This window comes from Niallia laureatilytica, from assembly GCF_046613985.1.
Lineage (GTDB): Bacteria > Bacillota > Bacilli > Bacillales > Cytobacillaceae > Niallia.
In genome coordinates, this window is sequence record NZ_JBKKHP010000007.1 from 94,037 (window position 1) to 119,107 (window position 25,071).

A 25,071-nucleotide genomic window follows, 5' to 3' on the forward strand; every position below is an offset into this window, starting at 1 on the left:
CTGTTTGTTAAAAGCAGTAAATATAGATATAATTAACCAAAAGGTTTGTACAAGAAAAGTGGGGTTTTTTACGTGAGTTGGGTAGATGTTAACTTATTATTTATTCCTATTATATGGTTAGGGAAAATAGGGATTTTTATATTTGCAGTTTGGTATGCTTGGAAGCTATTGAAAATACAAAAAGAAAAAAACAGTATTCTTAGAGAAATCTCTGCAAAACTCAATCGACTGGACAAATAATAGAATTTTTTATAGATTGTATAGAGAGCCGGATGAAAAATTCGGCTTTTTTGCTTAGTGCTGCTCTTAAATACGATATTTTCTGTGATTGGCGGTTATAATAAGAAAAGAATAGATAAATTTTAATATTATTTAAGGATGAGGAAAAAGATGTCTATGAAAACAAAATCAAAAAAATTAGCTGTATATTCCTTGATTATTATGGGGATTGGTTATATTGCAACAGCACCGTTTGATGATTCTATTTGGATCAGATTGCTGCAAGGCGGATTTGAAGCCGGTCTTGTTGGTGGGTTAGCAGATTGGTTCGCAGTTACCGCATTGTTCCGTCACCCCCTTGGACTGCCGATACCCCATACTGCATTATTGCCTAATAATCGAAAAAGGGTTACAAATGGATTGGTTACAGTCTTGAAAAACGATTGGCTTTCTAAAGAAAGCATCCAAGAAAAGATAAAGGATATCTCTTTTACAGATAAGCTCCTTCCAACCATTACAGATCTTATAACGAAAGGTTCTTTAAGAGTTGGAATCATTAAAGGGATTAAGAAGCTTGTTAGCAATATAGAGCTTGAAAAAATGGTCCCGTTTATTAAATCACAAATAACACTGACACTATCTACTGTTGAAGTGAAAAAAATTATTGAAGCGATAAGCTCAAAATTAGTTAATGAAAATTTCGATGAAAAAGTATTAGACCATGTGCTAAAAAAAGCCGATAACTGGTTAAGGCAAGAAGAAACAAAAAGCAAGCTTGGCAGTGTTTCCATGAATGTAATTAACCGGATTGAAGCAGATGGAATGCTTAAATTTGCGTTAAGGTCCATTGAAAGCTTGCTCAGCGAGGAGAAACTTGGCAACATCGTGCAAAATTTACTGTTGAGCGGTGTAAGAAGCTTGCAGCATAAAGGACAGCCAAACCGTGAAGCTTTAGTCCAGTATATTCGCAAAGAAATGGAAGCAATGAACGAGAATGAACAGCTGATAGAGGGAATTGACAAGTGGAAAAATCAGCTGATTTCTGAATGGGATTTAGACAGCACTATAATGGAAAGCCTACAAAAAATACAGCAAAATATCCTGCTTCAATTGGACGATGAAGAGTTTATTGATGTTTATTTGATTCCAATGTGCTTACACTTTCTTGGCATGGTTCAGAGCAACAGCAAGACTATTGATGCATGGTTACAAACGCAAATTACAATCCTGATTGAAAAGAACCATGCAAAAATTGGTGATCTTGTGCAAGAAAACTTAGATAAGCTTGATAACGAAACAATGATTGACATGATTGAAAACAATATTGGAAAAGACTTGCAATGGATTCGTGTTAACGGAGCTATTTGCGGGTTTATTATTGGGATTATCCTGACGGGTATCCATGGTTTAATTCAGTTAATGTAATCAATTAAAAAAAGCTGCGAGAAGCAGCTTTTTTTTACAATTTTCTAGCATGTTATCTGAAACCTTTTCCTATTAAAGTGCGTATCTGTTTAAGCATGTCTAAAAAGTAAAAGGGAGTTATATAATTTGAAGTTCTTTATATCAGAAGATCACTGGGATCTAGCAGGATATCAACAAAATCTGCAAAATATTAGCCATCGCTTTGATTCAGACACAGCTGAATTCGTTCTTAATCATTCCTTTCATGATGCCAGCATCAAGGATATGAAACTGGTTAATCATTTTGACAACAACAGCAAGGAGGATATGGAAGACCCAACAACTATCATAATGATTATTAAGCATTATGATGACTTACTGTATGAAGTAATTTGGAGCCAAGTTAGAAGGTTTTTCTTTGACTTTGATATTACACGAAATGTGTATGCTAACAGTGATAGCATTGCCTTTGATGGGATGCGTGGTATTGATGAGTGGGGCTATGATGAAATTACCGCAATTGATGATAAGCTGTTATCACATGAAATCGATTTGTTTTCGCAAACAAAAATTATCATTATATGTACAAGTATTCAAATAAAACTTTATACTGGCAAATCTTCAAAGCTTTAAATAGCAGCAAAACGAACCAACCGCTGGGACTTTTCCCAATGTCCTTCGAAACACTTATTTACAATAAAACAATCGAGTATACTCGCCTTAAGGATTAGTTTATACTAATCAATCAAACTAGAGGTGAGGGATTTTTTATGAAAAAGAACTCAGTTGTTATTGCTGGCGGAGGAAGTACTTATACTGCGGGAATTGTGATGATGCTAATTGAAAACCAGGATAAATTTCCTTTAAGAAAGCTGAAGTTTTATGATAACGATAAAGAACGTCAAGAAACAATTGCGAATGCTTGTGAAATTATCATTAAGGAACGTGCTCCTGAAATGGAGTTTGTTGCAACAACAGACCCAGAAACAGCGTTTTCTGATGTTGATTTTGTGATGGCACATATTCGTGCCGGCGGTCTGAAAATGCGTGAACAGGATGAGAAGATTCCTTTAAAATATGGAGTTGTGGGCCAAGAAACATGCGGTCCTGGTGGCATTGCCTATGGAATGAGGTCTATCCCAAAAGTAGTAGAATTAATCGACTATATGGAACAGTATTCACCGAATGCATGGATGTTAAATTATTCAAATCCTGCTTCCATTGTAGCGGAAGCTACCCGGATTTTGCGACCTGACTCAAAAATTATCAATATTTGCGATATGCCTGTAGCTATCAAAAAGTCCATGGCAGACATATTAGGGTTGGAATCTGAAAATGACATAATCGAACGTTACTATGGTTTAAACCACTTCGGCTGGTGGACAGAGCTTTATGATAAAGCGGGCAATGACTTGATGCCACAGCTGAAAGAACATGTTAAACAATGGGGCTATGGAGCTAAAAATGACGGCATTAACAATCCGCTGTTAGCTGAATCCAGCTGGATGGATACATTCACAAAAGCAAAAGATATATATGCTGTAGATCCAGACACTTTACCCAACACCTATTTAAAATATTATTTGTACCCAGATTATGTTGTCGAGCATTCTAATCCATCCTTTACGAGAGCAAATGAAGTAATGAATCACCGTGAGAAGAATGTATTTGCAGAATGCAAACGTATTGCCGAAGCTGGCACAGCAGAAGGAACAAGCATTGAAGCAGGAGAGCATGCAGAATTTATTGTTCAGCTTGCCGGTGCCCTTGCGTACAATACGTACGAAAGAATGTTGTTAATTGTTCCAAATAATGGAGCGATTGCCAATGTCGATCCGACTGCAATGGTAGAGATTCCTTGTATAGTAAGCAAAGCAGGCGTTGAGCCATTATCAATCGGCACCATTCCTCAGTTCCAAAAAGGGTTAATTGAGCAGCAAGTATCTGTTGAAAAATTAGTTGTACAAGCATATTTAGAAAAATCATATCAAAAGCTTTGGCAAGCACTGACACTTTCACGAACAGTGCCAAGTGCAAGTGTTGCAAAAGATATATTGGATGATTTAATTGAAGCAAACAAGGATTTTTGGACAGAGCTTCATTAAGAATAGATGTATTGCTAAAATGAAGTAACAGGGTAAGAAGTTCATACCTTGTTACTTTTTTACAATGGAAGGAGATTCCGATGAGTCTGGAGGAATTAATTAATAATAACTATGACTATTTAAGTGATACAGATTTAACGATTGCTAAATATGTGCTTGCAAATAAAGAAAAAATCGGCAAGTTAGGAATTAATGAATTAGCTAAAAATAGTTTAGCCTCTAAATCATCCATTTTAAGATTTTCCCAAAAGTTAGGGTTTAGCGGCTATAGTGAATTTAAAAATTTTGTAAAATGGGAAATAAATGATTCTGAAGATACTCCAGAGCAGAACGAGCTTTTTGATCAAATTCTCCAAGATGTTCAAAAAACGATGCAATATTTAAATAATGTCGATCTTTTACCCATTTATAAAGCGATTGAAGCAAGTAAAAATATCTATGTTATTTCTACAGGCTTTGCACAGACAAATCAAGCTGCAGAGCTGCAGCGTTTGTTCTTATTGATTGGCAAACCAGTGCAGCTAATTCCGGGAATGTCGCATACGAATGAATATAAGCGTATTATTGAAAAGCTGACAAGCGATGATTTAATTATATTGCTGTCATTGTCCGGAGAAAATCCAAATCTGCAAGGCTTACTGGATATACCAGCAGTAAAAGGAGCAAAAATTATCTCGCTTACCAATTTTAAGAGTAATTGGCTATCAGGGCATTCGGATTTGAATTTATATGCATCAAGTTCAAAGAACCCTAACCCTAAAAATTGGTGGATACAATCAGCGTCGGCTTTTTTCATTGTGGTAGAAGCGTTAGCATTTGGCTATATCGATTATATAAATAGTAAGGGGCAGGAAGGGGAGACTGAATGATGAAAAGGAAAAAAGCACCGGTTTGCATACATAGTCCTATCAGCGGCGAAATCATTCCGTTAGACAGTGTGCCAGATCCTGTATTCTCAAGAAAAGTATTCGGAGAGGGTCTTGCAATCATTCCTGTTAACGGCGATATTTATGCACCAATAACAGGCACAGTGCTCCAAATTTCCGAAGCAAAGCATTCTATTGCCATAATGACAGAAGAGGGACTTGAAGTATTGCTGCAGTTAGGGTTAGAAACAGAAGAGTTAAACGGAGAAGGCTTTCACATTTTGGTTAAGCCTGGGGAGAAGATCCATGCTAGAGACCATATTGGGATATTTAATCTATCCATTCTTGAAGAAAGAGGGAAGGAAATTATTTCGGTGCTTGTTTTTCCTAATTTAGAAGATAAGGACGGAGAAATAATGGTGAAGGGCTTTGGGGAAGTTAGAGCTGGTTTAGAGATAGCTTCTATAAACTACGATAATAAATAACCCTCGATTGCTAACAATCGAGGGTGAATTTTTATTATATTGCAGTATAACCACCATCAACAAACACTGTTGTACCTGTAACAAAGTCGTTTTCTGCTAAGAACACAACAGCATGTGCGATTTCCTCTGGGTTGCCTAAACGGCCAATTGGGTGTTTTGCAACTAAACCATCGTAGAAATCACCTAAAGCTTCTTTACTAACCATGCCAGACTCGATGAATCCTGGAGCTACTGCATTTACACGAATATTGCGATCTGCATATTCTAAAGCTAATGATTTTGTAATTTGGTTTACTGCTCCTTTACTTGCAGCATATGGAATGGAAGTTGGTTCGCCAACAGATCCTAAGATAGAAGAAGTGCTGATAATAGAACCTCCGCCAGTTTTTAGCATTTCACGAATTGCATATTTTGCACCATAGAATACGCCGTCTTGGTTAATCGCAATTACGCGTTTATATTCCTCAGCTGTTAGCTCATGTGTTGGTTTTTGTACTCCTACACCAGCATTATTAAAGATGATATCTAGTTTGCCAAAATGTTTAACCGTTTCAGCAACTAAATTTTCAACTTCACTTTCTTCAGCTACATTTGCTTTTACAAATAAAACGTCCTCATATTTTTCTTTGAGTTCTTTTTCAACTTCTGCTCCTGCTTCTGCATTATAATCAGCTAAAACAACTTTTGCTCCTTTATCTAGGAAAGCCTTTACAGTTGCTAGTCCAATACCAGAAGCACCGCCTGTAACAATTGCCACTTTGTCTTGTAAGTTTGTCATGAAGAATTCCTCCTATTTATTTCTACGTTTTTTTATTATCTCTTATCTACACTTTTATAGTACTCCTATTGTCGAAACTTGTCAATTAAAGAATCTCAAATTAATATATTTCGTTTATAGAAATAAAAACATCTACATATAATCTAGATAGATATTAGTTTCAGCAGAGAATACGATTAAATACTATGTTAAAATAAGTAAAACCATATAGGAGGACATATATATGAAAGAGAAGATCTTCTATGAACGGGGTACAGCTGATTTAAAAAGAAAGACTATTCGAGCACACAAGCTTGTTCGGGAATTTAATGAAAGTGCAGTGGAAGATTCAGCAAAACGAGAGAAAGTTATAAAGGAGTTATTTGGCAGTGTTGGCGAAAATCCTTCGATTGAACATAATTTCCACTGTGATTTAGGCTACAATATTCATGTTGGTGATAACTTTTACGCCGGCTATAATTGCACTATTTTAGATATGGCAGAAGTTAGAGTCGGGGATAACTGTATGATTGGCCCCAATGTTGGAATATATACTGCTGGTCATGCAATTGAACCTAAGGATCGGAATAAAAGCGGGTATGGAATTCCTATTACGATAGGCAACGATGTGTGGATTGGCGGCAGCTGTGTAATTTTGGCTGGGGTCAATATCGGAGATAATTCTATAGTAGCGGCAGGTTCTGTTGTGATAAAAGATGTTCTGCCTAATACAGTTGTTGCTGGAAATCCAGCTAAAGTCATTAAAAACATCTAATACTGAATTTTTTGTAGAGCATAGCTGCCTTCTGGCGGCTTTTTATATTTTACTTAGCCACATAAATCTTCCTGAACCACTAAATGTTAAAAATACACTTTAGGTGGACCTTTTGAAAATGCTGTGAGCATGTAAAAATGTAACTTAAGGAGATGAATAAAGTGTTTAATGATTTTAAGCTCGTCGAGGGGCGACCTGTCTATATTCAGCTTAAAGAATATTTAAAAAGAATGATAACTAACGGGCATTTGGTTGAACATCAAAAGCTGCCGTCGACGCGGGAGCTCAGCTCAGAATTATTCATTAGCCGCAATACCGTTTTAACGGCATATGCAGATTTAGAACAGGAAGGACTTATTTATGCGGTAAAGGGAAAGGGTAATTTTGTTAGCCGTGTTGAAACCTTTAAGTCTCCGTCTATACAAGTAAATTGGGCAGAAAAACTGAGTGAGCAAACACTGCTCGCAGAAAAACACGATCTGATGAAGCATGGAGTGCGCCGTAACAAAGATGTGATTTCCTTTAATAGTATCGCACCTGACGAAAAGCTGTTTGATGTCGAAAATTTTAAACGGGCTTTTCTGAATCGAATGGCTATAGAAGGAGACGTTGTCCTGAATTATGGCTATGCCAAAGGGTATAAACCGCTAATCGACTACTTGCTTCATTATATGGAAGTAAAAGGCGTTGATATTAAAGATAAAGATATATTAATTACAAATGGATTTACAGAAGGTCTCGATATTCTGCTTTCATCTCTAAACAGGAAGCAGCGCCGGATTATTTGTGAAAATCCAACCCATCACTCTGCACTTAAATTATTCAGAATGCATGGCTATGAAATTGACGGCATTGACATGGAAGATGACGGCATCAATATTGATATGCTTGAGGACCTCTTGGCAAAAAATAATTATGACTTTGCTTATTTAATACCGTCCTATCATAACCCAACCGGAATTGTTACATCTTCTGAAAAAAGAAAGAAAATAATGGAGCTGTACTCAGCATATCAAATTCCAATTGTGGAAGACGGTTTTAATGAAGAATTGCGTTACTCTGGCGCACATTTAGCGCCATTGGCAGCATTCGCGGGGAACGGCAATAATGTCATTTATACAAGCAGCTTCTCTAAAATACTGTTCCCAGGTTTAAGAGTCGGCTGGATTTTAGCAGACAAAGAGTTAATTTATTATTTGGAGAGCATGAAAAGAGCTCGTACCATTCATACATCTACTCTAGATCAGGCAATATTGTATCAGTATTTAAATGATGGCTACTTTGAAAAATATATAAAAAAAGCAAGATCTGTTTATAAGAAAAAGTATGAATTGGCAGTTCAGTATTGTAATAAATACATTCCATTGCGAAGAATAACCGGCGATGGCGGTCTCCATCTATTCATTGAATTGGATAAGTCGATCGATTCACAAGAGCTCTTAAAGAAATGTTCTCAAAAAGGCGTGGTTTTTGCCCTTGGAAATGATTTTTATACAGACAACAGCGGAAATCATACAATGCGGTTAGGATTTTCGAGACTAAAGGAAGAAGACATTATTACTGGGATTAAACTGATAGGAGAAACCTTAAAAAAACATTATGGAGGTTAGAAGAATGAGAGTTGGCGTAATAATGGGTGGAATTTCATCCGAAAAACAAGTTTCTTTGATGACAGGGGAAGAAATGATTGCGCATTTAGACAAAAATAAATATGAGATAATCCCAATTTGTCTTGAGCATAAAGAAGAAATAATCGCTAAGGCAAAAAATCTGGATGTCGCACTTCTGGCGCTTCATGGCAAATTTGGAGAGGATGGTGTTATTCAAGGCACTCTGGAAACGATGGGTGTTCCTTATACAGGCAGCGGTGTGCTTTCCAGCAGTTTATGCATGGATAAAAATATCTCGAAAAAAATCATCCGCTATGAAGGCGTGTTAACGCCAGACTGGATTCATCTTACTAAGGCAGAACTTAAGATAGAGAAAATAGAACAGATGGGTTATCCGGTGATTGTAAAACCTAATTCTGGCGGGTCAAGTGTAGGAGTGAAAATTGTCTATGACCGAAAAAACTTACTAGCCGCCATTAATGAAGTATTTAAATGGGACACGGAAGCAATTGTTGAAAAACATATCAAGGGTGAAGAGATTACTTGTTCCATCCTAAACGGAGAGCTTTTACCTGTCATATCAATTCGCCATAAAGGAGAGTTTTTTGATTATAACTCGAAATATGATGACACAGCTACTGTGGAAGAAGTAGTCCAGCTGTTGCCAGAAATGGAAGCACGCGTTTTTTCTGCTGCGATGAGCTGTTATCAGTCTTTAAAATGCAGCGTTTATGCACGAGTAGATATGATGCTAGAAAGTGGGATTCCATATGTCCTTGAAGTTAATTCATTGCCAGGTATGACGAAGAACAGCTTGCTGCCAAAAAGTGCAGAGTCTGCAGGAATTTCCTACAGTAAGCTCCTTGATTTAATCATCGAGTCTTCCATTAAGGAAAGGAAAATGCATGCATGATGCATAAGTTTACCGATCTCCAACATTAAATAGGGAATACTACAAAGAATTACTACTATGTAATAAAGAAAGGCAGGCAAACATAGTTGGCTAGAGAAAAAATGGGTATGCTGCTTGGATTAGTTGGTGTCATTTGCTTTAGTTTAACACTCCCTGCTACTAGTGTTGCAGTTGATTACTTTGGAACGACAGTTGTCGGGTTAGGAAGAACAGTTTTCGCCGCTATTTTAGTTGTAATCGTATTGATTGTCTGCAAGGAAAAGCTCCCTTCCTTTCACCAATTCAAAAGTCTTATTATTGTTGCACTAGGAGCAGTGTTAGGGTTTCCGCTCCTAACGTCCTGGGCAATGGAGTCTTTGCCAGTTTCTCATGGAGCTGTTGAAGTAGCTCTGCTGCCATTAGCAACAGCTGGGTTTGCCATATACAGAGCAGGCGAAAGGCCTTCTCTTAAATTCTGGCTTTCAAGCTTCATAGGTTCTGCTGCTGTTGTTATCTATGCGCTGAATTTAGGGTTCGGCCAATTACAATTAGCTGACATTGCCCTGCTTGCCGCAGTAATACTGCTCGGATTTAGTTATGCAGAAGGCGGAAAGCTCGCAAAAGAACTAGGAAGCTGGCAAGTGATTGCCTGGGCAATTATAATTGGCGCTCCCTTTTTTATTATCCCAGTTGCCATGCATTTAACAGCTGATATGCTTCACGCACCATTCACCGCGTGGCTCAGTTTAAGTTATCTCGCAGTTGTAAGTCAATTTCTAGCTTATGTCGCCTGGTATAGCGGAATGGCAATCGGCGGGATCGCCAGAGTTAGTCAAATTCAATATTTGCAACCGTTTTTTATGATATTGTTTTCAGCTGTTTTCTTAGGAGAGACTATTTCTGTTGTAACAATTGTGATTGCTGTAATCGTTGTTCTCTCTGTAATTATTGGCAAAAAAACAACTGATGGTAAAAATTTTATTAAAAATGACAAGGGATAATCTTAAGCTGCCAATTGGCGGCTATTTTATTGGGTTTTTTAGGACATTAAAAAGGGAAAATCAACAAAATGACAGAAGTGTTTTTATTTTATTAACGATACTTTCAGTCAGAGTGTTGATACTGATATTATGGCAGTTCTATCGTTAAACTTGAATTAATATTAAATGCAGCCGACATGACAGAGCAGGAAATGATACATTGGGAAAGCGTCTTGTCAACAAATCGAATTTTTGTTATAATTAGTTGTTTTGTATAAGATAAGGAGGCAAAAGATATTGTCTATTGAAATAGGAAGTAAATTGCAAGGTAAAGTAACTGGTATTACTAATTTTGGAGCATTCATTGAGTTACCTGAGGGAAAAACAGGACTTGTGCATATTAGTGAAGTGGCAGACAGCTATGTAAAAGATGTAAATGATCATCTAAAAATTGGTGATATGGTACAAGTAAAGGTTTTAAGTGAAAAAGAAGGAAAGATTGCTTTATCTATTAAGCAAACGATAGAAAAGCCGGAAGGTCAGTCTTCTTATAAACCACGAACTCGCCCAGCACAAGGACGTGGAAACAATGACCGTTCTAAAGGGAATTTTAAACCAAAAGAAACATTTGAAGATAAAATGGCAAAATTCCTAAAGAGCAGTGAAGAGAGCTTATCATCTCTTAAACATAATACAGAAGGTAAAAGAGGTGGACGAGGAGGCAGGCGTGGATAATAATGCATGTTTTAGCTCTTATTAATGTTAAATAATGATGAGCTTTATACTTGCGCGCTTGCACCTGCAATAGAATCTACTTGATATCTATCTTTGATGGGTTACTTTGATTCATAAAAAATACTCCCAAGTTAGTTAACTTGGGAGTATTTTTGTTTTTCTAAGGAAGATATGGCACCTGCTTAGGTGTGTATGTAATTACATCAGAAGAATAAATATCCACTTTAATATGGTTATTGATGGATCGAGCAAGTATGAGTATTGGCTGATTATAATCATTTTTAAAAACCAAATCAGGTCCATCCCAGCTTACAGTGGCATCTCGCTTAACGGGAACGTAAGAAACACCTCTGCTATGTGTAAATCGCTGGACAATATTTAAGCCTGCGTTATCGACTGCATTAAATAGAGTAGAGGAAACTTGGCAAATTCCTCCCCCAAATTGTTCAGAGTATTCCCCGTTTACAATGGCTGTAGATGGTAAATAACCTCGTTCCATTGTTCTTTCACCGACCACTTTATTAAACGAAAAGCTTTCCCCTGGAAATAGGACATAATTATTGATTGCTTTTGCAGCAAGATTAATATTGTTATTACGTTCTTTGTTATATGGATTAAAGAAAGTAATATACTGTCCAATTTTTTCTCCTCTAATATTGCCGAGCAATTCACTATCTACTCGAGGATAATTGGCTCTTATAGGAATATCCAGCGCAGCTGAACCGTTAGAGAAAAAATAGTCATACACCTTATCTGTAAAAACGGCCCTGTTTAATCGGTAGCCAACCTGTTCTGAGATAATACTGCCGTTTGTATCAATAATCGCATTTTTAGGTTTTTTACTTATTTGCTGATCTATTTCATCCATAAAACTCTCCAGCTTATCTGTATCTAAAAAAGGCAATACAGGGTATTGCATGGAAAAGTTAGAACGATTAACTACAAACATTTCCTCGCCTTTGTTAGTAATTATTAAATCATCTGTCATCGTCATTTGTTGAGTATACATGATTAGTGCAAGCATCCAACTAAAATACATATCCAAAAACCCCCTATAATAAGTATGAAATGAAAGCCTGCATTTTATGTAGTCTAAAATGCTACGAATACTAACAAGGATGTCATCATGTATTGGTAGACGTTCTCATTCTTCCATTGATAAGTAATAGTAAGAGGGATGAATTTGGAATAGCCTGTCATTTGTGGTAATGGCTATAGTATTAGGTATAACGCATCTTTTGTGCGGGTATGCGGATTTTTTATTATTGTTTTTAAGAAGAAAATGCAGCGTAATAATTAAATGTTATGGAGAACCATTAGTATTTCCGATGATAATCTTCATTAATATGATTGTATAGTATAGGTAGAGGTGATGAGAATGAATGATAAAAACTTCAATGATGTAAAGGCGGAGGTAAAGCTACAATTTGGAAAGAACGCTAAAAAATATGTAGAAAGCAAAAGCCATTCAAAAGGAGAAGACTTACAACTTTTGCTAGAATGGACTGCGCCGAAAGAGAGTTGGACTGTCTTAGATATAGCTGCTGGGGGCGGTCATGTTACAAAGCTCTTAGCTCCTCAAGTTAAAGAAGTGTATGCAACAGATTTAACAGTTGAAATGTTAAAGGAAGCAAAACAGTTCTTAGATGTATATGCATCCAATATACACTTCATTGTGGCAGATGCTGAAAATCTGCCGTTTTTAGACGAAAGCTTTGATTTAGTGACATGCAGAATTGCGGCACACCATTTTCCGGATGCCAAGGAATTTTTAAAAGAATCACATCGGGTTCTTAAACCGGGAGGAAAGCTGCTATTAATTGATAATATAGCACCAGATGAGAGTAACTTTGATGAGTTTATTAATACATTAGAACGATTACGCGACAGCAGTCATGTTCGCTGTTATACGCGGAATGAGTGGGAAAGCTGGATTGACGAGACTGGTCTTGTCCTTGTGAAATCCAAAGTTAGAAAGAAACAGATGGAATATAAAACCTGGGTAGAACGAACAACATCTTCTCTAGAGCAGATTAAGAAAGTTGCAAAGTACATTGATAATACTGAAGTAAATGTACTAGATTACTTTGGGTTTCAATTGGAGGAAAGTGAGGTGCTCTCTTTTAAACTCGATGAATGGATGGTGCTTTTGGAGAAGAAATGAACACGAAAAAGATAAGCTGCCACCAGCTTATCTTTTTATTATTTGTTTATTTCAACTGTACCTCCACCATTAGTCTTGTTTTCTTTAATAAACCAAGAACCACCAATTAAGAAAAAGCCGCTAAAAAGAAAAACAGATAAAATTCCCATCCACGTGCCTACTATTCCGAAAAATATTGGTGCAATTAATTGGGATAGTCTATTGGTAGAAAGTCTTAACCCTAGCACTTCCCCAGTTCTGTTTAACGGTGAAGCGTTATAAGTAGTAGTCAGAGATAACGGCTGGCCACAGCCAAGACCAAAGCCCATCAAGCAGCTAAAGACACAATAAAAAGTCAGACTTCCGGTAAATGGAATAAGCAGAAAAGATGCACCGGCCAGCAGAACAGAGATAAATAAAATATAGTCTCTGCCCATAATTAAAAGCAGTCTCGGTAAAATAAAGCGAATTATAATCATCGCTAATCCTTGTAATGAAATAACGAGCCCAATTTGTGAATTGGATAAATGTGACTCCTTTGCAAGAATAGGAAAATAGGCAACGAAAATATCTCTAGAATACAAAACTAAGGCACTTGAAAATAAAGCCTTCTTCAATAATGGTATTTTTAATAACCCAATTGATTCGATAATGCTTTTCTTCTCACCCACATCCTTTTTAATGGCAGGTATTTTTAAGCTTATGATAATAGGCAGGATAGATAATAGCAGGGAAATGAGAAACACACTATTATAATTATAGTGTTCAGAGATATATCCCCCAAGCATCGGACCTAATACAGAAGCAGCAGCAACTGCCATGCCAAACATACTGAAATATTGATCTCGATTCGATTCGGTAGCTATAGTACCTATAACATTTTGCAGAGAAACAGCGATAAAAATATTCGATATCCCTACAATTAACTGACTAATATACAAAGCCGAAATAGAGGTGAAAAAGTATGGGAAAAACATACCTGCAGCTAATCCAATCATCCCAAAAATAACCGGATAACGATCTCCATACTTATCAGCTATTCTGCCAGCATGTAAAGCAAAAAGAAGTGGGAAGAAGGCGAACGCAGCGGTTAATATACCTATTTCAAATGTATTTGATCCTAAGTCAGATGCATATAACGTAATAATTGGACGAGTAATATTAATAATTAATTGAAAAGCAAAAACAGAAAATATTATTATTCTCAACATCATATTTATCTCCCCATAATAAAAAGGAAGAGCAGATGTCTTCCTTTCATGAATACTTATTTTGCAGAATGAATCATTTGATCAAGATATTTAATAATTTCTTCTTTATTGCCTGAGATTTGTTCTTCTCTTGCTTTATCTTTTTCCACTCTATCAAGTGAGTTTGCCAATATTTCTTCTTCCTGTTCCTGTGGAATTACGACAACACCGTCAATATCGCCGACAATGATATCCCCTGGTTTTACCGTAACACCTCCGCAAGAAATCGGGATATTAATCTCTCCCATGCCAGCTTTTCCTCCAGCTGCTACAGTTGTCCCTTTACAAAAAACAGGGAAATCGAGATCTCTAATGCCATTTATATCTCGGATTGCACCATCTACAACAAATGCACCAGCCCCAAGCGTTTTTGCCATACCAATTACAAAGTCCCCGGCAGCAGCTCTGTATGTATCTCCCTTAGCATCGACAATAATAACATCATTAGGTTTTGACTCTCTGATGGCTTTTAGAACGGCCAAATTATCACCAACTGGAATTTTAACAGTAAGTGCTCTGCCAGCAAAAGAATATTCATCCTTAATTGGCTTTATAGAAGGGTCCAGATTATTTAATCCATTCATAGAATCGGAAATCGATGTAGTAGGAATGCCTTTAAATTGCTCTATTATGTTCTCCATAAGCCTCTCCCTTGTTATTATATTTTCTACCATTATACAAAAAAACCACTATATTATAGAAATCAATATAAGTTATTGTTATCGATAAAAAAAAGTAATGGTTAATATGATCACACCGGTGGATAGGAAAATAAAAAATAGTTATGGATAAACATAAAAAAGCGATATTTCATTTATCGTTAGCTTTATATTACAGTGATAGTAGAAATTCAATATTGAAAATCTATAAGCACAAACGAAATAGGGAGATGAGATGATGAAGGCATATAAGTTAGGAGTATTACAAGGTGATGGCATTGGGCCAGAAATTGTAAGCGCTACAGTAAAGGTTTTTAAAGCAGCTGCACAAGAGTTAGATGTAAAGTTTGATTGGATAGAGCTTCCAATGGGGTGGGAAGGAATTGAAAAGTACAATGATCCAACACCTAGTTATACGAAGGAAATGTTAAATGACTGTGATGGTTGGATTTTAGGACCACACGATTCTGCAGCATATCCGCCTGAACATAAAGCAAAAAGAAACCCAAGCGGTGAACTTCGCCACACTTTAGATTTATATGCAAATATCAGACCAGCAAAAACAATGCCTGGGGCAAAAAGTGTTGTTGGCGAAGCAGATTTAATTATTTACCGTGAAAATACAGAAGGCTTCTATACAGATAGAAACATGCATATTGGCGGAGGTGAATGGCAAATAACACCAGAAGTTGTCGTATCTGCAGGTGTATTTACGAAGAAGGCTGCTGAAAGAATCGCACACGCTGCCTTTAAAATGGCGATGCAGCGCAGAAAAAAAGTGACGATTGTTCATAAAGCAAATGTTATTAAACTGGGAACAGGCCTTTTCTTAAATACATGTAAAGAGGTAGCGCAACAATACCCAGAGGTTACGGTTGATGACTACCATATCGATGCAATGACAGCACACTTAGTCCGCAGAGCAAGAGATTTTGATATTATAGTAACAGAGAATATGTTTGGTGATATTTTATCAGATTTAGCTGGTGAATTAGTTGGAAGCCTAGGATTAGCTCCTTCTATCAATACGAATGATAATCAGGCAATGGCGCAAGCAGCTCACGGCTCGGCACCAGATATTGCTGGCAAAAATATTGCAAATCCTATCGGCATTATGTTGTCTACTGTTATGCTGATGGATTGGCTGAGTGAAAGACATCATGACTCTAAATTACACCAAGTCGGTCAGCTTGTTGAACAAGGAATTAATAGCTGCCTTAAAGACGGGACAATGACTGGAGACTTGGGAGGGACAGCATCTACGTCTGAGTTTGCAGAAGCGATTATCACAAGAATTGGTGAGTTAGCTGTCAAATAAATGAAAACGCATTCAATGTGTTTGGGGGTATAAATTTGTTATCAATTCTAGGGTTTCTAACTATTGCGGTTTTCACTTACTTAGTCATGTCTAAGCGATTGATTGCATTTACAGCCATCATTTTTGTTCCTGTGATTTTTGCCTTACTCGGGGGATTTGGGTCAAAATTGGGAGATATGATGGTACAGGGAGTAGAGCTTACCGCTCCTACAGCAGTACTACTGTTATTTGCAATTCTGTACTTTGGTATCATGATGGATACAGGCTTATTTGATCCTGTTAGTAATATGATTTTAAAGATTGCTAAAGGAGATCCAGTTAAAATAGCAATGGGGACGGCGTTACTAGCATTGCTAGTAGCATTAGACGGGGATGGAACAACAACATATATGATTATTTGTTCTGCCATGCTGCCTGTTTACAGAAAAATCGGTATGAACCCATTAATATTAGCAACTGTCTCCATCATGTCCTTAGGAATTATTGCAGGGAGCACACCGTGGGGCGGATCTGCAACAAGAGCAATTAGTGTGCTAGGTCTTAATGCGAATGAATATTTTATTCCGATGTTGCCAGTAATGTTGGCCGGGGCGATTTCTACACTTGCGATTGCGTACTTTTTAGGAAAAAGAGAACGAAAACGTCTTGGAGCGGAAGTTATAGCTAAATACAATCAAGAGATTGCAGCAACTGCAGAAGTGCGAGAAAAGAAGAATTCTAAAATCATTTGGTTTAACTTATTTCTCACTCTAGCAATAATGGGCGTCTTAATTCTGGACGTAGTAGAGCTGTATATTCTCTTCATCATTGGGTTCGCTATTGCTTTAGTGGTTAACTTCCCAAATATCGAAGAACAAAAAAAGGTGCTCAAACAGCATGCTTCTAATGCCATACCAGTTGTATCACTTGTGCTTGGAGCGGGGATATTCACAGGTATCCTTCAAGGTACAGAAATGGTTGACCATATGGCAAATGATATCGTTTCTATTATTCCAAGTGCGTTTGGAGAATACTATACCATCATTGTTGCAATCATTGGTCTGCCGCTTAGCTTCCTAATGTCAAATGATGCCTTTTTCTTCGGGGCATTACCTGTCTTAGCAGAAGCAGGCAGTCAATACGGGGTAGATTCTGTCAGTATTGCGCGAGCATCTGTAATTGGACAGACAATACACTTGATTGGGCCAACATCTGCACCATTATGGGTGTTAATAGAATTAATACGAAGTGATCTAGGTAAATTACAAAAATATACAATGGGCTGGATTCTCTTAACAGCCGTTGTCATGATTATTGTCGGAATTTTAACAGGAGCAATGGCACTGTAATTAAATAAGCTTAAACTTTCATAGAATAGCCCTTTTCAAAAAAGGGCTATTTATATTAGAGAAGGAGGAACAATATGGAGTTTGAATTTTTAACAGCATTACTTTCTATTATTGTTATTGATTTAGTATTAGCAGGTGATAATGCTATTCTTATAGGACTTGCGGCGAGGAATCTGCCTAAAGATCAACAGAAAAAAGTTATCATGTGGGGTTCTCTTGGTGCGATTATCATTCGAATTGCAGCAACTTTGGCTGTCGTATGGCTGTTAAAAGTACCAGGCTTACATTTAGCAGGAGGGTTAATGCTAGTTTTTATTTCTTATAAATTATTAGTAGAAAAGGAGGAACATAGTGATATAAAATCAAGCAATAATTTTTGGGGAGCTGTAAGAACAGTTATTATTGCAGATGCATTAATGGGACTGGATAATGTGTTAGCTGTGGCTGGAGCAGCTCATGGAAGTATCCTCTTAGTAGTGATTGGCTTATTAGTTTCTATTCCTGTTGTGATGTGGTGCAGCACTTTAATATTGAAATGGATTGAACGTTTTCCTGTTATTATTACGTTTGGTTCCGCAATCCTAGCATGGACAGCCTCCAAAATGATCGTTGCCGAACCTTTTTTGAGTACATACTTCCAAAATCCATTGTTGAAATATGGATTTGAAATAGTAGTGATCGCATTAGTAGTTGGGGGAGGGATTTATAAAAACAAACAGGCAGCTGCTGGTAATGCACATGAAACAATTTCCAATGAACCAAAGGAGTCCATAGACGTTATGTTTGCAGAAAAAATGGAGGAGAATGTTGAAGAGGTTAACAAGCAACCGAAAAGAGAGCTAACAAAAGTTTAATAGAACAAAAAAAGTGCCGATTTTTCAACAGGCACTTTTTTTAGTGTCTTATCTTTCTACAACAGATAAAATTTTTGTTTCTCCAGCAACTAAAGTAACTTCATCTTGCCATATAATTGAATAATTTTTGTTCTTAATATTAGGCAAGATAACTAATATTAAGGGACTATAAGCATTATCTTTTAAATAAGTTAAGTTAAAGTCAATTAAAGGCTCCCCTTTTTTCACCGATTGCCCCAACTGTACTAAAGCTTTAAAAGGCTCCCCTTTTAGAGAAGAGGTTTCAAGTCCAATATGGATTAAAACATCAATATCCTCTGCATTTCTAATCGTCATAACATGGTTTGTTTGAGAAATATGGGTGACCTCCCCAGTAACAGGTGAAACAATTATGCCATTGGAAGGATCCACGGCGAAGCCTTCACCAACAAGCTTATTGCTGAAGATAGGATCTGGCACAGTTTCTAAAGAGACAAAACTTCCATCTGCAGGAGTGAAAATAGAGTGTGCTTCTGTTTTCTTCTGATGACTATTTTTAAACATGATTGAATCTCCTTTCATACAAGAGACATAAGAACCCTTGTTACCTTTATCGTAAATGTAACGAGTGGGAAACGCTTCGTCAATTCAATTCTGGAAGCACAGGAATATACAATCTTATAAAGCTAATGATACCAAGGGTTTTATCTATTATTCTAAAAAAGAATGGACAGCGATAATGAAAAGTTATGAACCATAACTCTTAAATAATGGTTATTAAAAACCTGTATCCATAACTTATTTTTATGATATTTAATAAAAAACGTATATTTTTTATTATGGTTTAATTGTATTAGAATAAATGTAGAAAGTAATTATTAACCAGTTAGTTTATATAACAATAAAGGTGGTTATCTGATGGCAAATTATAAATTAGGTGTTCTATATGGAGATGGAATTGGTCCTGAAATTGTAAAAGCATCCGTAGAAGTATTGAAGGCTGCCACACAACAAGCGAATAATGGTACAACCTTTGAATACAAAGAGCTGCCGATGGGATGGGAAGGCATTAAAAAATATAATGACCCTGTACCAGAAATTACGAAAAAAGGGTTGGAGGATACGAATGGCTGGTTAATGGCTCCACATGATTCAGCTGCTTATCCTGATGAACATAGAATCTCGAAACGAAATCCAAGCGGTGAACTTAGACATCATTTTGATTTATATTCTAATGTACGTCCAAGCCGTGCCCTGCCTGGGACGACTAGTTTAGTAGGTAATGCAGATTTAGTTGTTTTCAGAGAAAATACAGAGGGTTTCCTGTCAGATAGAAATATGTATAAAGGGACAGGAGAATATATGGTAAATAAAGATGTCGCATTAGTAACAGGCGTATTTACACGGCAAGCAACGGAAAGAATTGCTCATGAAGCATTTAAGCTGGCAATGACGAGACGAAAAAAGGTAACAATCGTTCATAAAGCAAATGTAATCAAGTTTGCTTATGAATTATTCCGTGATGTTTGTTATGAGGTTGGTGAAAAGTATTATCCAGAAGTAGAAGTGAATGATTTCCATATTGATGCCATGACAGCTCACTTAGTAAGAAGAGCAGAAGAGTTTGATGTTATTGTAACTACTAATCTATTCGGAGACATACTATCAGACCTAGCTGGTGAACTAGTAGGAAGTCTTGGTTTGTCAGCATCACTAAATACAAATGGAGAGCAGGCAATGGCACAGGCAGCACATGGGTCTGCACCGGATATCGCTGGACAAAATGTTGCTAATCCAACAAGTATGCTTCTTTCAACAGTGATGCTGCTTCAGTGGCTTGCAAACCATCATGATGATAATAATCTGAACGTTATTGCAGAAATAATCGAAAATGCTGTCTTACAAACGATTGCCGAAGGACCAACTACCCGTGACCTTGGCGGTTCGGCATCTACTACAGAATTCACAGAAGCTGTTATCAAGAGAATGCGAGCGTAAACAAAATAAAAACCAAACGGGTAGCTGTTTGGTTTTTTCTATAGGAGGATTTACACATGACTATAAGTGATGGATTGATAAACTGTGGTAAATATATGCTCGAAAATAAGCTGGCATGGGGTACATCAGGCAATATCAGCAGCCGAGTTGATGATAAAACAATGCTTATAACCGCTTCAGGTACCTTTATGGGTGACTTGAAAGATGAAGATTTTGTTCTATTTGACCTTCAGTATGAAAAAAACTTAAGTGAAAGAAAAGCTTCAAAAGAAACACCAATGCATACAGGAATATATAAAACAAGGCCAGATGTACAAGCGGTTATTCATTCCTCACCATTTTATACAACTCTCTTTGCATGCAGTAAAGAACACATACTCGCAAACCTGTTTATTGAAAACTTTTATTACCTGGAAAATATCGGCTATGTAGATTATTACCATCCTGGAACAAGAGATCTAGGAGAAGCGATAGCAGAAGAGGCCAATAAATCAGATGTAATAATGATGCGTAATCATGGAGTAGTAGTGATGGATACTTCCATATCAGAAGCCTTAATGAGATTAGAAACATTAGAAATGACATGCAGGATGATCCTGACAGCAAAATCCAGTGGGGTTGAATTACATTCGCTGCCTGACTATAAAGTGATGGAGTTTTTGGAAGAGTCTCTTTATAAGCCAAGGATTAAACGATAAGGAGGCTTAAAAATGATTGGTGTAGTAGCAGATGATACAACTGGTGCTAATGATATTGGCATCATGTTTTCTAAGAGCGGCTATAAGGTAAAGGTGCTTACCTTTGAAGAAAATATGGAAATTGTAAGGGATGCAGATGTAGTTATTATCGATACAGACAGCCGCTTAGACAGTCCCAATACTGCCTATGATAAAGTATTTAAAGCAACAAAGATTTTACAAAAGGCAGGTTGTACGATGTTTTATAATAAAACATGCTCTGTGTTTAGAGGCAATATAGGTGTGGAATTTGATGCCATGCTCGATGAATTGAATGAAGATTTTGCAATTATTTCTCTTTCTTTTCCACAAAACGGCCGTACAACCACAAATGGGATTCACAAGGTTAATGGCAAGAGACTAGAAGATTCAGAGTTCTTCCATGATCCCGTTCATCCAATGATAGAGTCCAACCTAGAATCAATTTTGAAAAAACAGACAAGAAGAAATGTAACCTCTATTTATTTAGAGACAGTCAGAAAAGGTCCTGAAGAATTAAAAAAGGCGATTGAAAAGGCAAAAAATGATTATCAGTACGTAATCATTGATGGTCAAACACAAGAAGACTTAACTATAATCGCACAAGCAGCAGCAGGGTTTAGAGTACTTGCTGGCAGCTCGGCATTAGGAGAAGAACTGCCTAAAGTTCTGCCAAAATCAGCGTTTCCTAATTTAGCAAGCACTGTATCGATAAAGGATTCAAATGGAGTTCTAATTATATCAGGAAGCCTAACACCGCAAACAAAAGAACAGACAAAAGAGTTAATAGAATCAGGCGTTTTCTCCATAGTAGTTGATTCAAGGAAAATCTTAGACAGCAATTATCAAGAAGAACTTGATAAAGTCTATAACGAAGCGAAATTACGGTTAAGAGACGGGCAAGATGTGTTGATTATGGCAGAAAATAATCCAATCATCGTAAAGGAAACAAAGGAAATTGGAAAACTCAAGGGATTTAGTGAATTAATTATTAGTAAAAAAATATCAGGTTTTTTAGCCGCTGTTTCTAAAAGATTGACTGATTCTTTAGATTTAAAAAGAATTGTCGCAGCTGGCGGAGATACTTCTGGCACTGTATGCAGGCATTTAGAGATTAAAGGAAATTATATTGTGAAGGAAATTGATACTGGTGTGCCTTCCGGATTAGTAATTGATAAGGAAATGTTAATTGTACTGAAGTCAGGCAGTTTCGGTAAGAAGGACTTTCTTGTTAAAGCAGTTTCGCATTTAAAAGAATTAACTACATCGTAAGTGCGCTTTCTAAATCAATTAACGTTCTATATAATTTAATCTAGAAGTTATGATTTCAGGAGGGTATAACATGGACAAACGAGATTGGCAGATATTGCAGAAGTTATACAAGGAAAAAAATATAACAAAAGTTGCAGAAAGTCTGTTCATGTCACAGCCAGCACTTACAAAAAGAATTCAACAAATGGAAGCAGAATATAAGGTAACAATCGTTCATCGCAGTAAAAAAGGAATTCAGTTCACACCTCAAGGAGAATACCTCGTTAACTATGCAGATGAAATGATTACAAGAGATATAGAGGTACAGGATCATTTAGCTAATATGGATGAAGAAATTTCTGGTACATTACGACTAGGTGTTTCTAGTTTTATTACAAGAAAAATTCCGCCTGTTCTTAAAGAGTTTAAATCAAGGCATCCAAAAGTTAATTTTAGCTTAACAAGCAAATGGAGCAGCCAAATATATAATCAAGTGTACAATCACGAAATTCATATTGGATTTGTAAGAGGAGATTACAAGTGGATTGGAGGAAAAAGATTATTACTAGAAGAGAACTTATCATTAGTATCTTATAGTAAAATCGATTTGGCAGAACTTCCAACATTACCCCGAATTGATTATATATGTGATGTTAAACTTCAAGATATGATAGATACATGGTGGTCAGAGAACTTTTCCGTTCCCCCGAAAGTTGGAATTAAAGTAGATAAAACAGACACTTGCAGGGAAATGGTAGCACATGATTTAGGGTATGCGATAATGCCCAGCTTAGTTATTAAAAACACAGGGAATTTATATCAGCTGCCCTTAAATGATAAAGATAATAATCCAATAACTAGACACACTTGGATGTTCTACAATCAAGATGACTATAATTTGAAATTAGTAAGAACCTTCATTGAGTTTATGGACGAAATAAACTTCCAAGATATGATATCTAAACAAAATTAAATTTTAAAGTGATGGAGTGTAGAACATGAACAAATATAAAGTCGGTTTAATCCATGCTACACTAAATTCTGTTAACCCAATACTGGAAGCTTTTGCGAAGAATTTTCCTGATATAGAAACGATTAATTTCATGGATGAGGGACTGCTCAGAGCGCTAGATAAAGAAGGAGAAATTACAGCAGCATTAGTAGAACGTTTTGCGAGTTTGCTAGAACGAGCGGTGGATACAGAAGTAGATGGAATCCTTCTATCCTGCTCTGCTTACAGTCCGACAATTACCGAAATGCGCAAAAGGTTTCCGCAGCTTCCAATTGAAAATGTAGATGATGCCATGATTGAACAAGCCGTTAAGCTGGGGAGTAAAATAGGTGTCGTTGCAACAGTAGCTACTGCTGGTCCGACTACGGAAAAAGCAGTAAAAGACAAGGCTGATATCTTGGGAAAAGAGGTAGAGGTTTTAGTGGAAGTTAATACAGAAGCATTTGCTGCTCTAAATAACAAAGAATTTGAATTGCATGACAGCCTTATTGCAAGCAGTGTAGAAAAGCTTCTCAATAATCAAGTAGATCTAATCATACTGGCTCAACTTTCAATGGCAAGAGCAAAGACTGCTCTAAAGCATGTTGCCATTCCGATTTTAACTAGTCCAGAAATTAGTTCTAATAAGATTGTTAGTGAAATCGAAGCATTTTACCGCTAAAATAAGTGAGACCTTCATTAGAATGAAGGTCTTTTTTCATTAGCAAAATAACTTTCTATAAATGAATTATAATTGCCATGTTATACTTGTATTGGAATTATAATACATATATCTGGAGTGAGACAGCATTCCAGACAGGGGGACTTGATGATTTCATCTATTGTTTACATAGTGTTAGTAGTTGGGGGATTATTGTATTTAATCAAGAAAAAGAGTGATTCAGAAGCCTATTTTTCTTTAAAAATAATTGGCTATTATATATTAGGTGTATTTGCATTTAAATTTAATGGAATTGCCTTACCGCTTGGCTTTATCATTTATTTACTGTTTTTCCGACCTAAGTTAAATACGCCTATTAAACGTCAAGCAGCCATCTTTGGTTTCATTATATTTATAATCGTACAATGGATCACACCAATTGCTGTAGATAAATGGGAGAGCCGCACGATAAATCTTGAGCATGAAATTGGTTCGGTATATAAGCTTAATTTTGATAAAGAGAACGATTTGGTTATGAAGAAATTAAAACTTAAAGATGGTGAAATTAAGCTCACAAATTTTAACTTGCAATATACTAAATCAGGCAAGCCGACAGAATTAAGCTGGGATTTAATTCAGCAAGATCACTTTGACATAGTATATTATAGTATTAATTATGTAGTGGATAAGAATAGGTATGAAATTTCTAAAAGTCATTTTGAAGCCTGGGATAATCTTATTTCTTTAGTAGATGCCAAGTATTTCTTTGTAAATATGAACGCGCTTAATATTGCAGACATTACAAATGCTAAAGGAAGTTTGTCTACTTTTGCGATACACAGCTTTGGCGAAAGAACGCAATATGGTTTTGCTGAAAATGAACCTCATGTTATTTCAAATGGAGAAATAAAGAAATTAGATGAAAAGCAGTTACCAGTTGAAGGTTTTTCTATCTCAACATATGCTCTGAAAAAAATGAGTGAAGAGACAGATGAGCAAGGTAATATTACTCAAGAGGGATGGGAAGGTACAGCAACAACTGATTATCTCTTTGATATAACTGCTGTTGAGGAAGAAGAAGAATTTTAGTAGTAG

27 protein-coding genes are annotated in these 25,071 nt (G+C 36.5%); 22 read left to right on the top strand and 5 right to left on the bottom strand.

The window, feature by feature from the left end; genetic code table 11:
- Positions 1-72 precede the first annotated feature (72 nt).
- The 6 genes from ACLIJJ_RS17225 (at position 73) to ACLIJJ_RS17250 (ending at position 5,079) form a co-directional block, all read left to right on the top strand.
- On the top strand, positions 73-240 hold the full coding sequence (locus tag ACLIJJ_RS17225) for a hypothetical protein (protein WP_233314812.1): 168 nt from the start codon (positions 73-75) through the stop codon (positions 238-240).
- 150 nt (positions 241-390) lie between these two features.
- Positions 391-1,644, top strand: coding sequence for a DUF445 domain-containing protein (locus ACLIJJ_RS17230; RefSeq protein ID WP_411411363.1), 1,254 nt, complete (start codon positions 391-393; stop codon positions 1,642-1,644).
- Positions 1,645-1,770: 126 nt separating this feature from the next.
- A complete protein-coding gene (locus ACLIJJ_RS17235; RefSeq protein WP_411411364.1) occupies positions 1,771-2,256 on the top strand; it encodes a hypothetical protein in 486 nt (161 codons plus the stop codon).
- 137 nt (positions 2,257-2,393) lie between these two features.
- The gene (locus ACLIJJ_RS17240; protein WP_411411365.1) at positions 2,394-3,728 is read left to right on the top strand and encodes a 6-phospho-alpha-glucosidase; all 1,335 of its coding nucleotides are present in this window, start codon (positions 2,394-2,396) and stop codon (positions 3,726-3,728) included.
- Positions 3,729-3,808: 80 nt separating this feature from the next.
- Positions 3,809-4,597, top strand: a complete 789-nt coding sequence (locus tag ACLIJJ_RS17245; protein WP_233314816.1) for a MurR/RpiR family transcriptional regulator — start codon at positions 3,809-3,811, stop codon at positions 4,595-4,597.
- Positions 4,594-5,079, top strand: coding sequence for a PTS sugar transporter subunit IIA (locus ACLIJJ_RS17250; protein WP_411411366.1), 486 nt, complete (start codon positions 4,594-4,596; stop codon positions 5,077-5,079). Before ACLIJJ_RS17245 ends, ACLIJJ_RS17250 begins: the two co-directional genes overlap by 4 nt.
- Positions 5,080-5,113: 34 nt before the next feature.
- On the opposite strand, the gene ACLIJJ_RS17255 is transcribed toward ACLIJJ_RS17250, so the two are convergent.
- Positions 5,114-5,857, bottom strand: a complete 744-nt coding sequence (locus ACLIJJ_RS17255) for an SDR family NAD(P)-dependent oxidoreductase (RefSeq protein ID WP_233314818.1) — start codon at positions 5,855-5,857, stop codon at positions 5,114-5,116.
- A 223-nt stretch (positions 5,858-6,080) separates the two neighbouring features.
- Between ACLIJJ_RS17255 and ACLIJJ_RS17260 the strand changes: the two genes are divergently transcribed.
- The 6 genes from ACLIJJ_RS17260 (at position 6,081) to ACLIJJ_RS17285 (ending at position 10,828) form a co-directional block, all read left to right on the top strand.
- Positions 6,081-6,611 carry a sugar O-acetyltransferase gene (locus ACLIJJ_RS17260; protein ID WP_411411367.1) on the top strand — a complete coding sequence of 177 codons (531 nt, stop codon included), beginning with the start codon at positions 6,081-6,083 and terminating at the stop codon, positions 6,609-6,611.
- 161 nt (positions 6,612-6,772) lie between these two features.
- Entirely contained in the window at positions 6,773-8,221 is a 1,449-nt protein-coding gene (gene pdxR / locus ACLIJJ_RS17265) for a MocR-like pyridoxine biosynthesis transcription factor PdxR (RefSeq protein ID WP_282581442.1), read from the top strand.
- Between the two features lie 4 nt (positions 8,222-8,225).
- On the top strand, positions 8,226-9,134 hold the full coding sequence (locus ACLIJJ_RS17270; RefSeq protein WP_237943251.1) for a D-alanine--D-alanine ligase: 909 nt from the start codon (positions 8,226-8,228) through the stop codon (positions 9,132-9,134).
- A 101-nt stretch (positions 9,135-9,235) separates the two neighbouring features.
- Positions 9,236-10,114, top strand: a complete 879-nt coding sequence (locus tag ACLIJJ_RS17275; protein ID WP_237944190.1) for a DMT family transporter — start codon at positions 9,236-9,238, stop codon at positions 10,112-10,114.
- A complete protein-coding gene (locus ACLIJJ_RS17280) occupies positions 10,101-10,262 on the top strand; it encodes a hypothetical protein (RefSeq protein WP_237943250.1) in 162 nt (53 codons plus the stop codon). Before ACLIJJ_RS17275 ends, ACLIJJ_RS17280 begins: the two co-directional genes overlap by 14 nt.
- A gap of 128 nt (positions 10,263-10,390) precedes the next feature.
- On the top strand, positions 10,391-10,828 hold the full coding sequence (locus tag ACLIJJ_RS17285; RefSeq protein ID WP_233314822.1) for a S1 domain-containing RNA-binding protein: 438 nt from the start codon (positions 10,391-10,393) through the stop codon (positions 10,826-10,828).
- A gap of 160 nt (positions 10,829-10,988) precedes the next feature.
- Here ACLIJJ_RS17285 and ACLIJJ_RS17290 read toward each other — a convergent pair whose 3' ends face one another.
- On the bottom strand, positions 10,989-11,867 hold the full coding sequence (locus ACLIJJ_RS17290) for a VanW family protein (RefSeq protein ID WP_237943248.1): 879 nt from the start codon (positions 11,865-11,867) through the stop codon (positions 10,989-10,991).
- A 339-nt stretch (positions 11,868-12,206) separates the two neighbouring features.
- Between ACLIJJ_RS17290 and ACLIJJ_RS17295 the strand changes: the two genes are divergently transcribed.
- Positions 12,207-12,992: a class I SAM-dependent methyltransferase gene (locus ACLIJJ_RS17295; protein ID WP_411411368.1), complete on the top strand. Its 786-nt coding sequence runs from the start codon at positions 12,207-12,209 to the stop codon at positions 12,990-12,992.
- Positions 12,993-13,030: 38 nt separating this feature from the next.
- Here ACLIJJ_RS17295 and ACLIJJ_RS17300 read toward each other — a convergent pair whose 3' ends face one another.
- Together ACLIJJ_RS17300 and ACLIJJ_RS17305 are read right to left on the bottom strand one after the other, a co-directional pair.
- Positions 13,031-14,185, bottom strand: a complete 1,155-nt coding sequence (locus ACLIJJ_RS17300; protein ID WP_411411369.1) for an MFS transporter — start codon at positions 14,183-14,185, stop codon at positions 13,031-13,033.
- Positions 14,186-14,238: 53 nt separating this feature from the next.
- Complete coding sequence (locus tag ACLIJJ_RS17305) at positions 14,239-14,862, bottom strand: RraA family protein (protein ID WP_411411370.1); 624 nt, start codon at positions 14,860-14,862, stop codon at positions 14,239-14,241.
- A gap of 256 nt (positions 14,863-15,118) precedes the next feature.
- On the opposite strand from ACLIJJ_RS17305, the gene ACLIJJ_RS17310 reads away from it, so the two are divergent.
- The 3 genes from ACLIJJ_RS17310 to ACLIJJ_RS17320 all read left to right on the top strand — a co-directional run bounded on the left by ACLIJJ_RS17310 (position 15,119) and on the right by ACLIJJ_RS17320 (position 18,380).
- Entirely contained in the window at positions 15,119-16,198 is a 1,080-nt protein-coding gene (locus ACLIJJ_RS17310; RefSeq protein WP_341081572.1) for an isocitrate/isopropylmalate dehydrogenase family protein, read from the top strand.
- Between the two features lie 35 nt (positions 16,199-16,233).
- Positions 16,234-17,526 (top strand): CitMHS family transporter, encoded by a 1,293-nt coding sequence (locus ACLIJJ_RS17315; protein ID WP_411229593.1) that lies wholly within the window; start codon positions 16,234-16,236, stop codon positions 17,524-17,526.
- A gap of 74 nt (positions 17,527-17,600) precedes the next feature.
- Positions 17,601-18,380, top strand: coding sequence for a TerC family protein (locus tag ACLIJJ_RS17320; protein WP_411411371.1), 780 nt, complete (start codon positions 17,601-17,603; stop codon positions 18,378-18,380).
- A 48-nt stretch (positions 18,381-18,428) separates the two neighbouring features.
- Here ACLIJJ_RS17320 and ACLIJJ_RS17325 read toward each other — a convergent pair whose 3' ends face one another.
- The gene (locus ACLIJJ_RS17325; RefSeq protein WP_411411372.1) at positions 18,429-18,923 is read right to left on the bottom strand and encodes a PTS sugar transporter subunit IIA; all 495 of its coding nucleotides are present in this window, start codon (positions 18,921-18,923) and stop codon (positions 18,429-18,431) included.
- A gap of 354 nt (positions 18,924-19,277) precedes the next feature.
- Between ACLIJJ_RS17325 and ACLIJJ_RS17330 the strand changes: the two genes are divergently transcribed.
- The 6 genes from ACLIJJ_RS17330 to ACLIJJ_RS17355 all read left to right on the top strand — a co-directional run bounded on the left by ACLIJJ_RS17330 (position 19,278) and on the right by ACLIJJ_RS17355 (position 25,065).
- Entirely contained in the window at positions 19,278-20,357 is a 1,080-nt protein-coding gene (locus tag ACLIJJ_RS17330) for an isocitrate/isopropylmalate dehydrogenase family protein (RefSeq protein ID WP_341079736.1), read from the top strand.
- Positions 20,358-20,413: 56 nt separating this feature from the next.
- Positions 20,414-21,055 carry a class II aldolase/adducin family protein gene (locus ACLIJJ_RS17335; protein ID WP_411411373.1) on the top strand — a complete coding sequence of 214 codons (642 nt, stop codon included), beginning with the start codon at positions 20,414-20,416 and terminating at the stop codon, positions 21,053-21,055.
- A 12-nt stretch (positions 21,056-21,067) separates the two neighbouring features.
- A complete protein-coding gene (locus ACLIJJ_RS17340; RefSeq protein WP_411411374.1) occupies positions 21,068-22,345 on the top strand; it encodes a four-carbon acid sugar kinase family protein in 1,278 nt (425 codons plus the stop codon).
- 70 nt (positions 22,346-22,415) lie between these two features.
- Positions 22,416-23,297 carry a LysR family transcriptional regulator gene (locus ACLIJJ_RS17345; RefSeq protein WP_341079731.1) on the top strand — a complete coding sequence of 294 codons (882 nt, stop codon included), beginning with the start codon at positions 22,416-22,418 and terminating at the stop codon, positions 23,295-23,297.
- A gap of 25 nt (positions 23,298-23,322) precedes the next feature.
- Positions 23,323-23,997, top strand: a complete 675-nt coding sequence (locus tag ACLIJJ_RS17350; protein ID WP_411229600.1) for an aspartate/glutamate racemase family protein — start codon at positions 23,323-23,325, stop codon at positions 23,995-23,997.
- A gap of 147 nt (positions 23,998-24,144) precedes the next feature.
- Entirely contained in the window at positions 24,145-25,065 is a 921-nt protein-coding gene (locus tag ACLIJJ_RS17355; protein ID WP_233314831.1) for a hypothetical protein, read from the top strand.
- The last annotated feature ends 6 nt before the right edge of the window (positions 25,066-25,071 follow it).

What these genes read in the sequence shown, in the direction of transcription:
- ACLIJJ_RS17300 (WP_411411369.1), bottom strand. Translation starts at nt 14,185, where the DNA reads ATGATGTTGAGAATAATAATATTTTCTGTTTTTGCTTTTCAATTAATT.
- ACLIJJ_RS17305 (WP_411411370.1), bottom strand. Translation starts at nt 14,862, where the DNA reads ATGGAGAACATAATAGAGCAATTTAAAGGCATTCCTACTACATCGATT.
- ACLIJJ_RS17255 (WP_233314818.1), bottom strand. Translation starts at nt 5,857, where the DNA reads ATGACAAACTTACAAGACAAAGTGGCAATTGTTACAGGCGGTGCTTCT.
- ACLIJJ_RS17230 (WP_411411363.1), top strand. Translation starts at nt 391, where the DNA reads ATGTCTATGAAAACAAAATCAAAAAAATTAGCTGTATATTCCTTGATT.
- ACLIJJ_RS17345 (WP_341079731.1), top strand. Translation starts at nt 22,416, where the DNA reads ATGGACAAACGAGATTGGCAGATATTGCAGAAGTTATACAAGGAAAAA.
- ACLIJJ_RS17240 (WP_411411365.1), top strand. Translation starts at nt 2,394, where the DNA reads ATGAAAAAGAACTCAGTTGTTATTGCTGGCGGAGGAAGTACTTATACT.
- ACLIJJ_RS17340 (WP_411411374.1), top strand. Translation starts at nt 21,068, where the DNA reads ATGATTGGTGTAGTAGCAGATGATACAACTGGTGCTAATGATATTGGC.
- ACLIJJ_RS17320 (WP_411411371.1), top strand. Translation starts at nt 17,601, where the DNA reads ATGGAGTTTGAATTTTTAACAGCATTACTTTCTATTATTGTTATTGAT.
- ACLIJJ_RS17355 (WP_233314831.1), top strand. Translation starts at nt 24,145, where the DNA reads ATGATTTCATCTATTGTTTACATAGTGTTAGTAGTTGGGGGATTATTG.
- ACLIJJ_RS17310 (WP_341081572.1), top strand. Translation starts at nt 15,119, where the DNA reads ATGAAGGCATATAAGTTAGGAGTATTACAAGGTGATGGCATTGGGCCA.
- ACLIJJ_RS17245 (WP_233314816.1), top strand. Translation starts at nt 3,809, where the DNA reads ATGAGTCTGGAGGAATTAATTAATAATAACTATGACTATTTAAGTGAT.
- ACLIJJ_RS17295 (WP_411411368.1), top strand. Translation starts at nt 12,207, where the DNA reads ATGAATGATAAAAACTTCAATGATGTAAAGGCGGAGGTAAAGCTACAA.
- ACLIJJ_RS17280 (WP_237943250.1), top strand. Translation starts at nt 10,101, where the DNA reads ATGACAAGGGATAATCTTAAGCTGCCAATTGGCGGCTATTTTATTGGG.
- ACLIJJ_RS17275 (WP_237944190.1), top strand. Translation starts at nt 9,236, where the DNA reads ATGGGTATGCTGCTTGGATTAGTTGGTGTCATTTGCTTTAGTTTAACA.
- ACLIJJ_RS17350 (WP_411229600.1), top strand. Translation starts at nt 23,323, where the DNA reads ATGAACAAATATAAAGTCGGTTTAATCCATGCTACACTAAATTCTGTT.
- ACLIJJ_RS17335 (WP_411411373.1), top strand. Translation starts at nt 20,414, where the DNA reads ATGACTATAAGTGATGGATTGATAAACTGTGGTAAATATATGCTCGAA.
- ACLIJJ_RS17325 (WP_411411372.1), bottom strand. Translation starts at nt 18,923, where the DNA reads ATGTTTAAAAATAGTCATCAGAAGAAAACAGAAGCACACTCTATTTTC.
- ACLIJJ_RS17290 (WP_237943248.1), bottom strand. Translation starts at nt 11,867, where the DNA reads ATGTATTTTAGTTGGATGCTTGCACTAATCATGTATACTCAACAAATG.
- ACLIJJ_RS17270 (WP_237943251.1), top strand. Translation starts at nt 8,226, where the DNA reads ATGAGAGTTGGCGTAATAATGGGTGGAATTTCATCCGAAAAACAAGTT.
- ACLIJJ_RS17260 (WP_411411367.1), top strand. Translation starts at nt 6,081, where the DNA reads ATGAAAGAGAAGATCTTCTATGAACGGGGTACAGCTGATTTAAAAAGA.
- ACLIJJ_RS17250 (WP_411411366.1), top strand. Translation starts at nt 4,594, where the DNA reads ATGATGAAAAGGAAAAAAGCACCGGTTTGCATACATAGTCCTATCAGC.
- ACLIJJ_RS17330 (WP_341079736.1), top strand. Translation starts at nt 19,278, where the DNA reads ATGGCAAATTATAAATTAGGTGTTCTATATGGAGATGGAATTGGTCCT.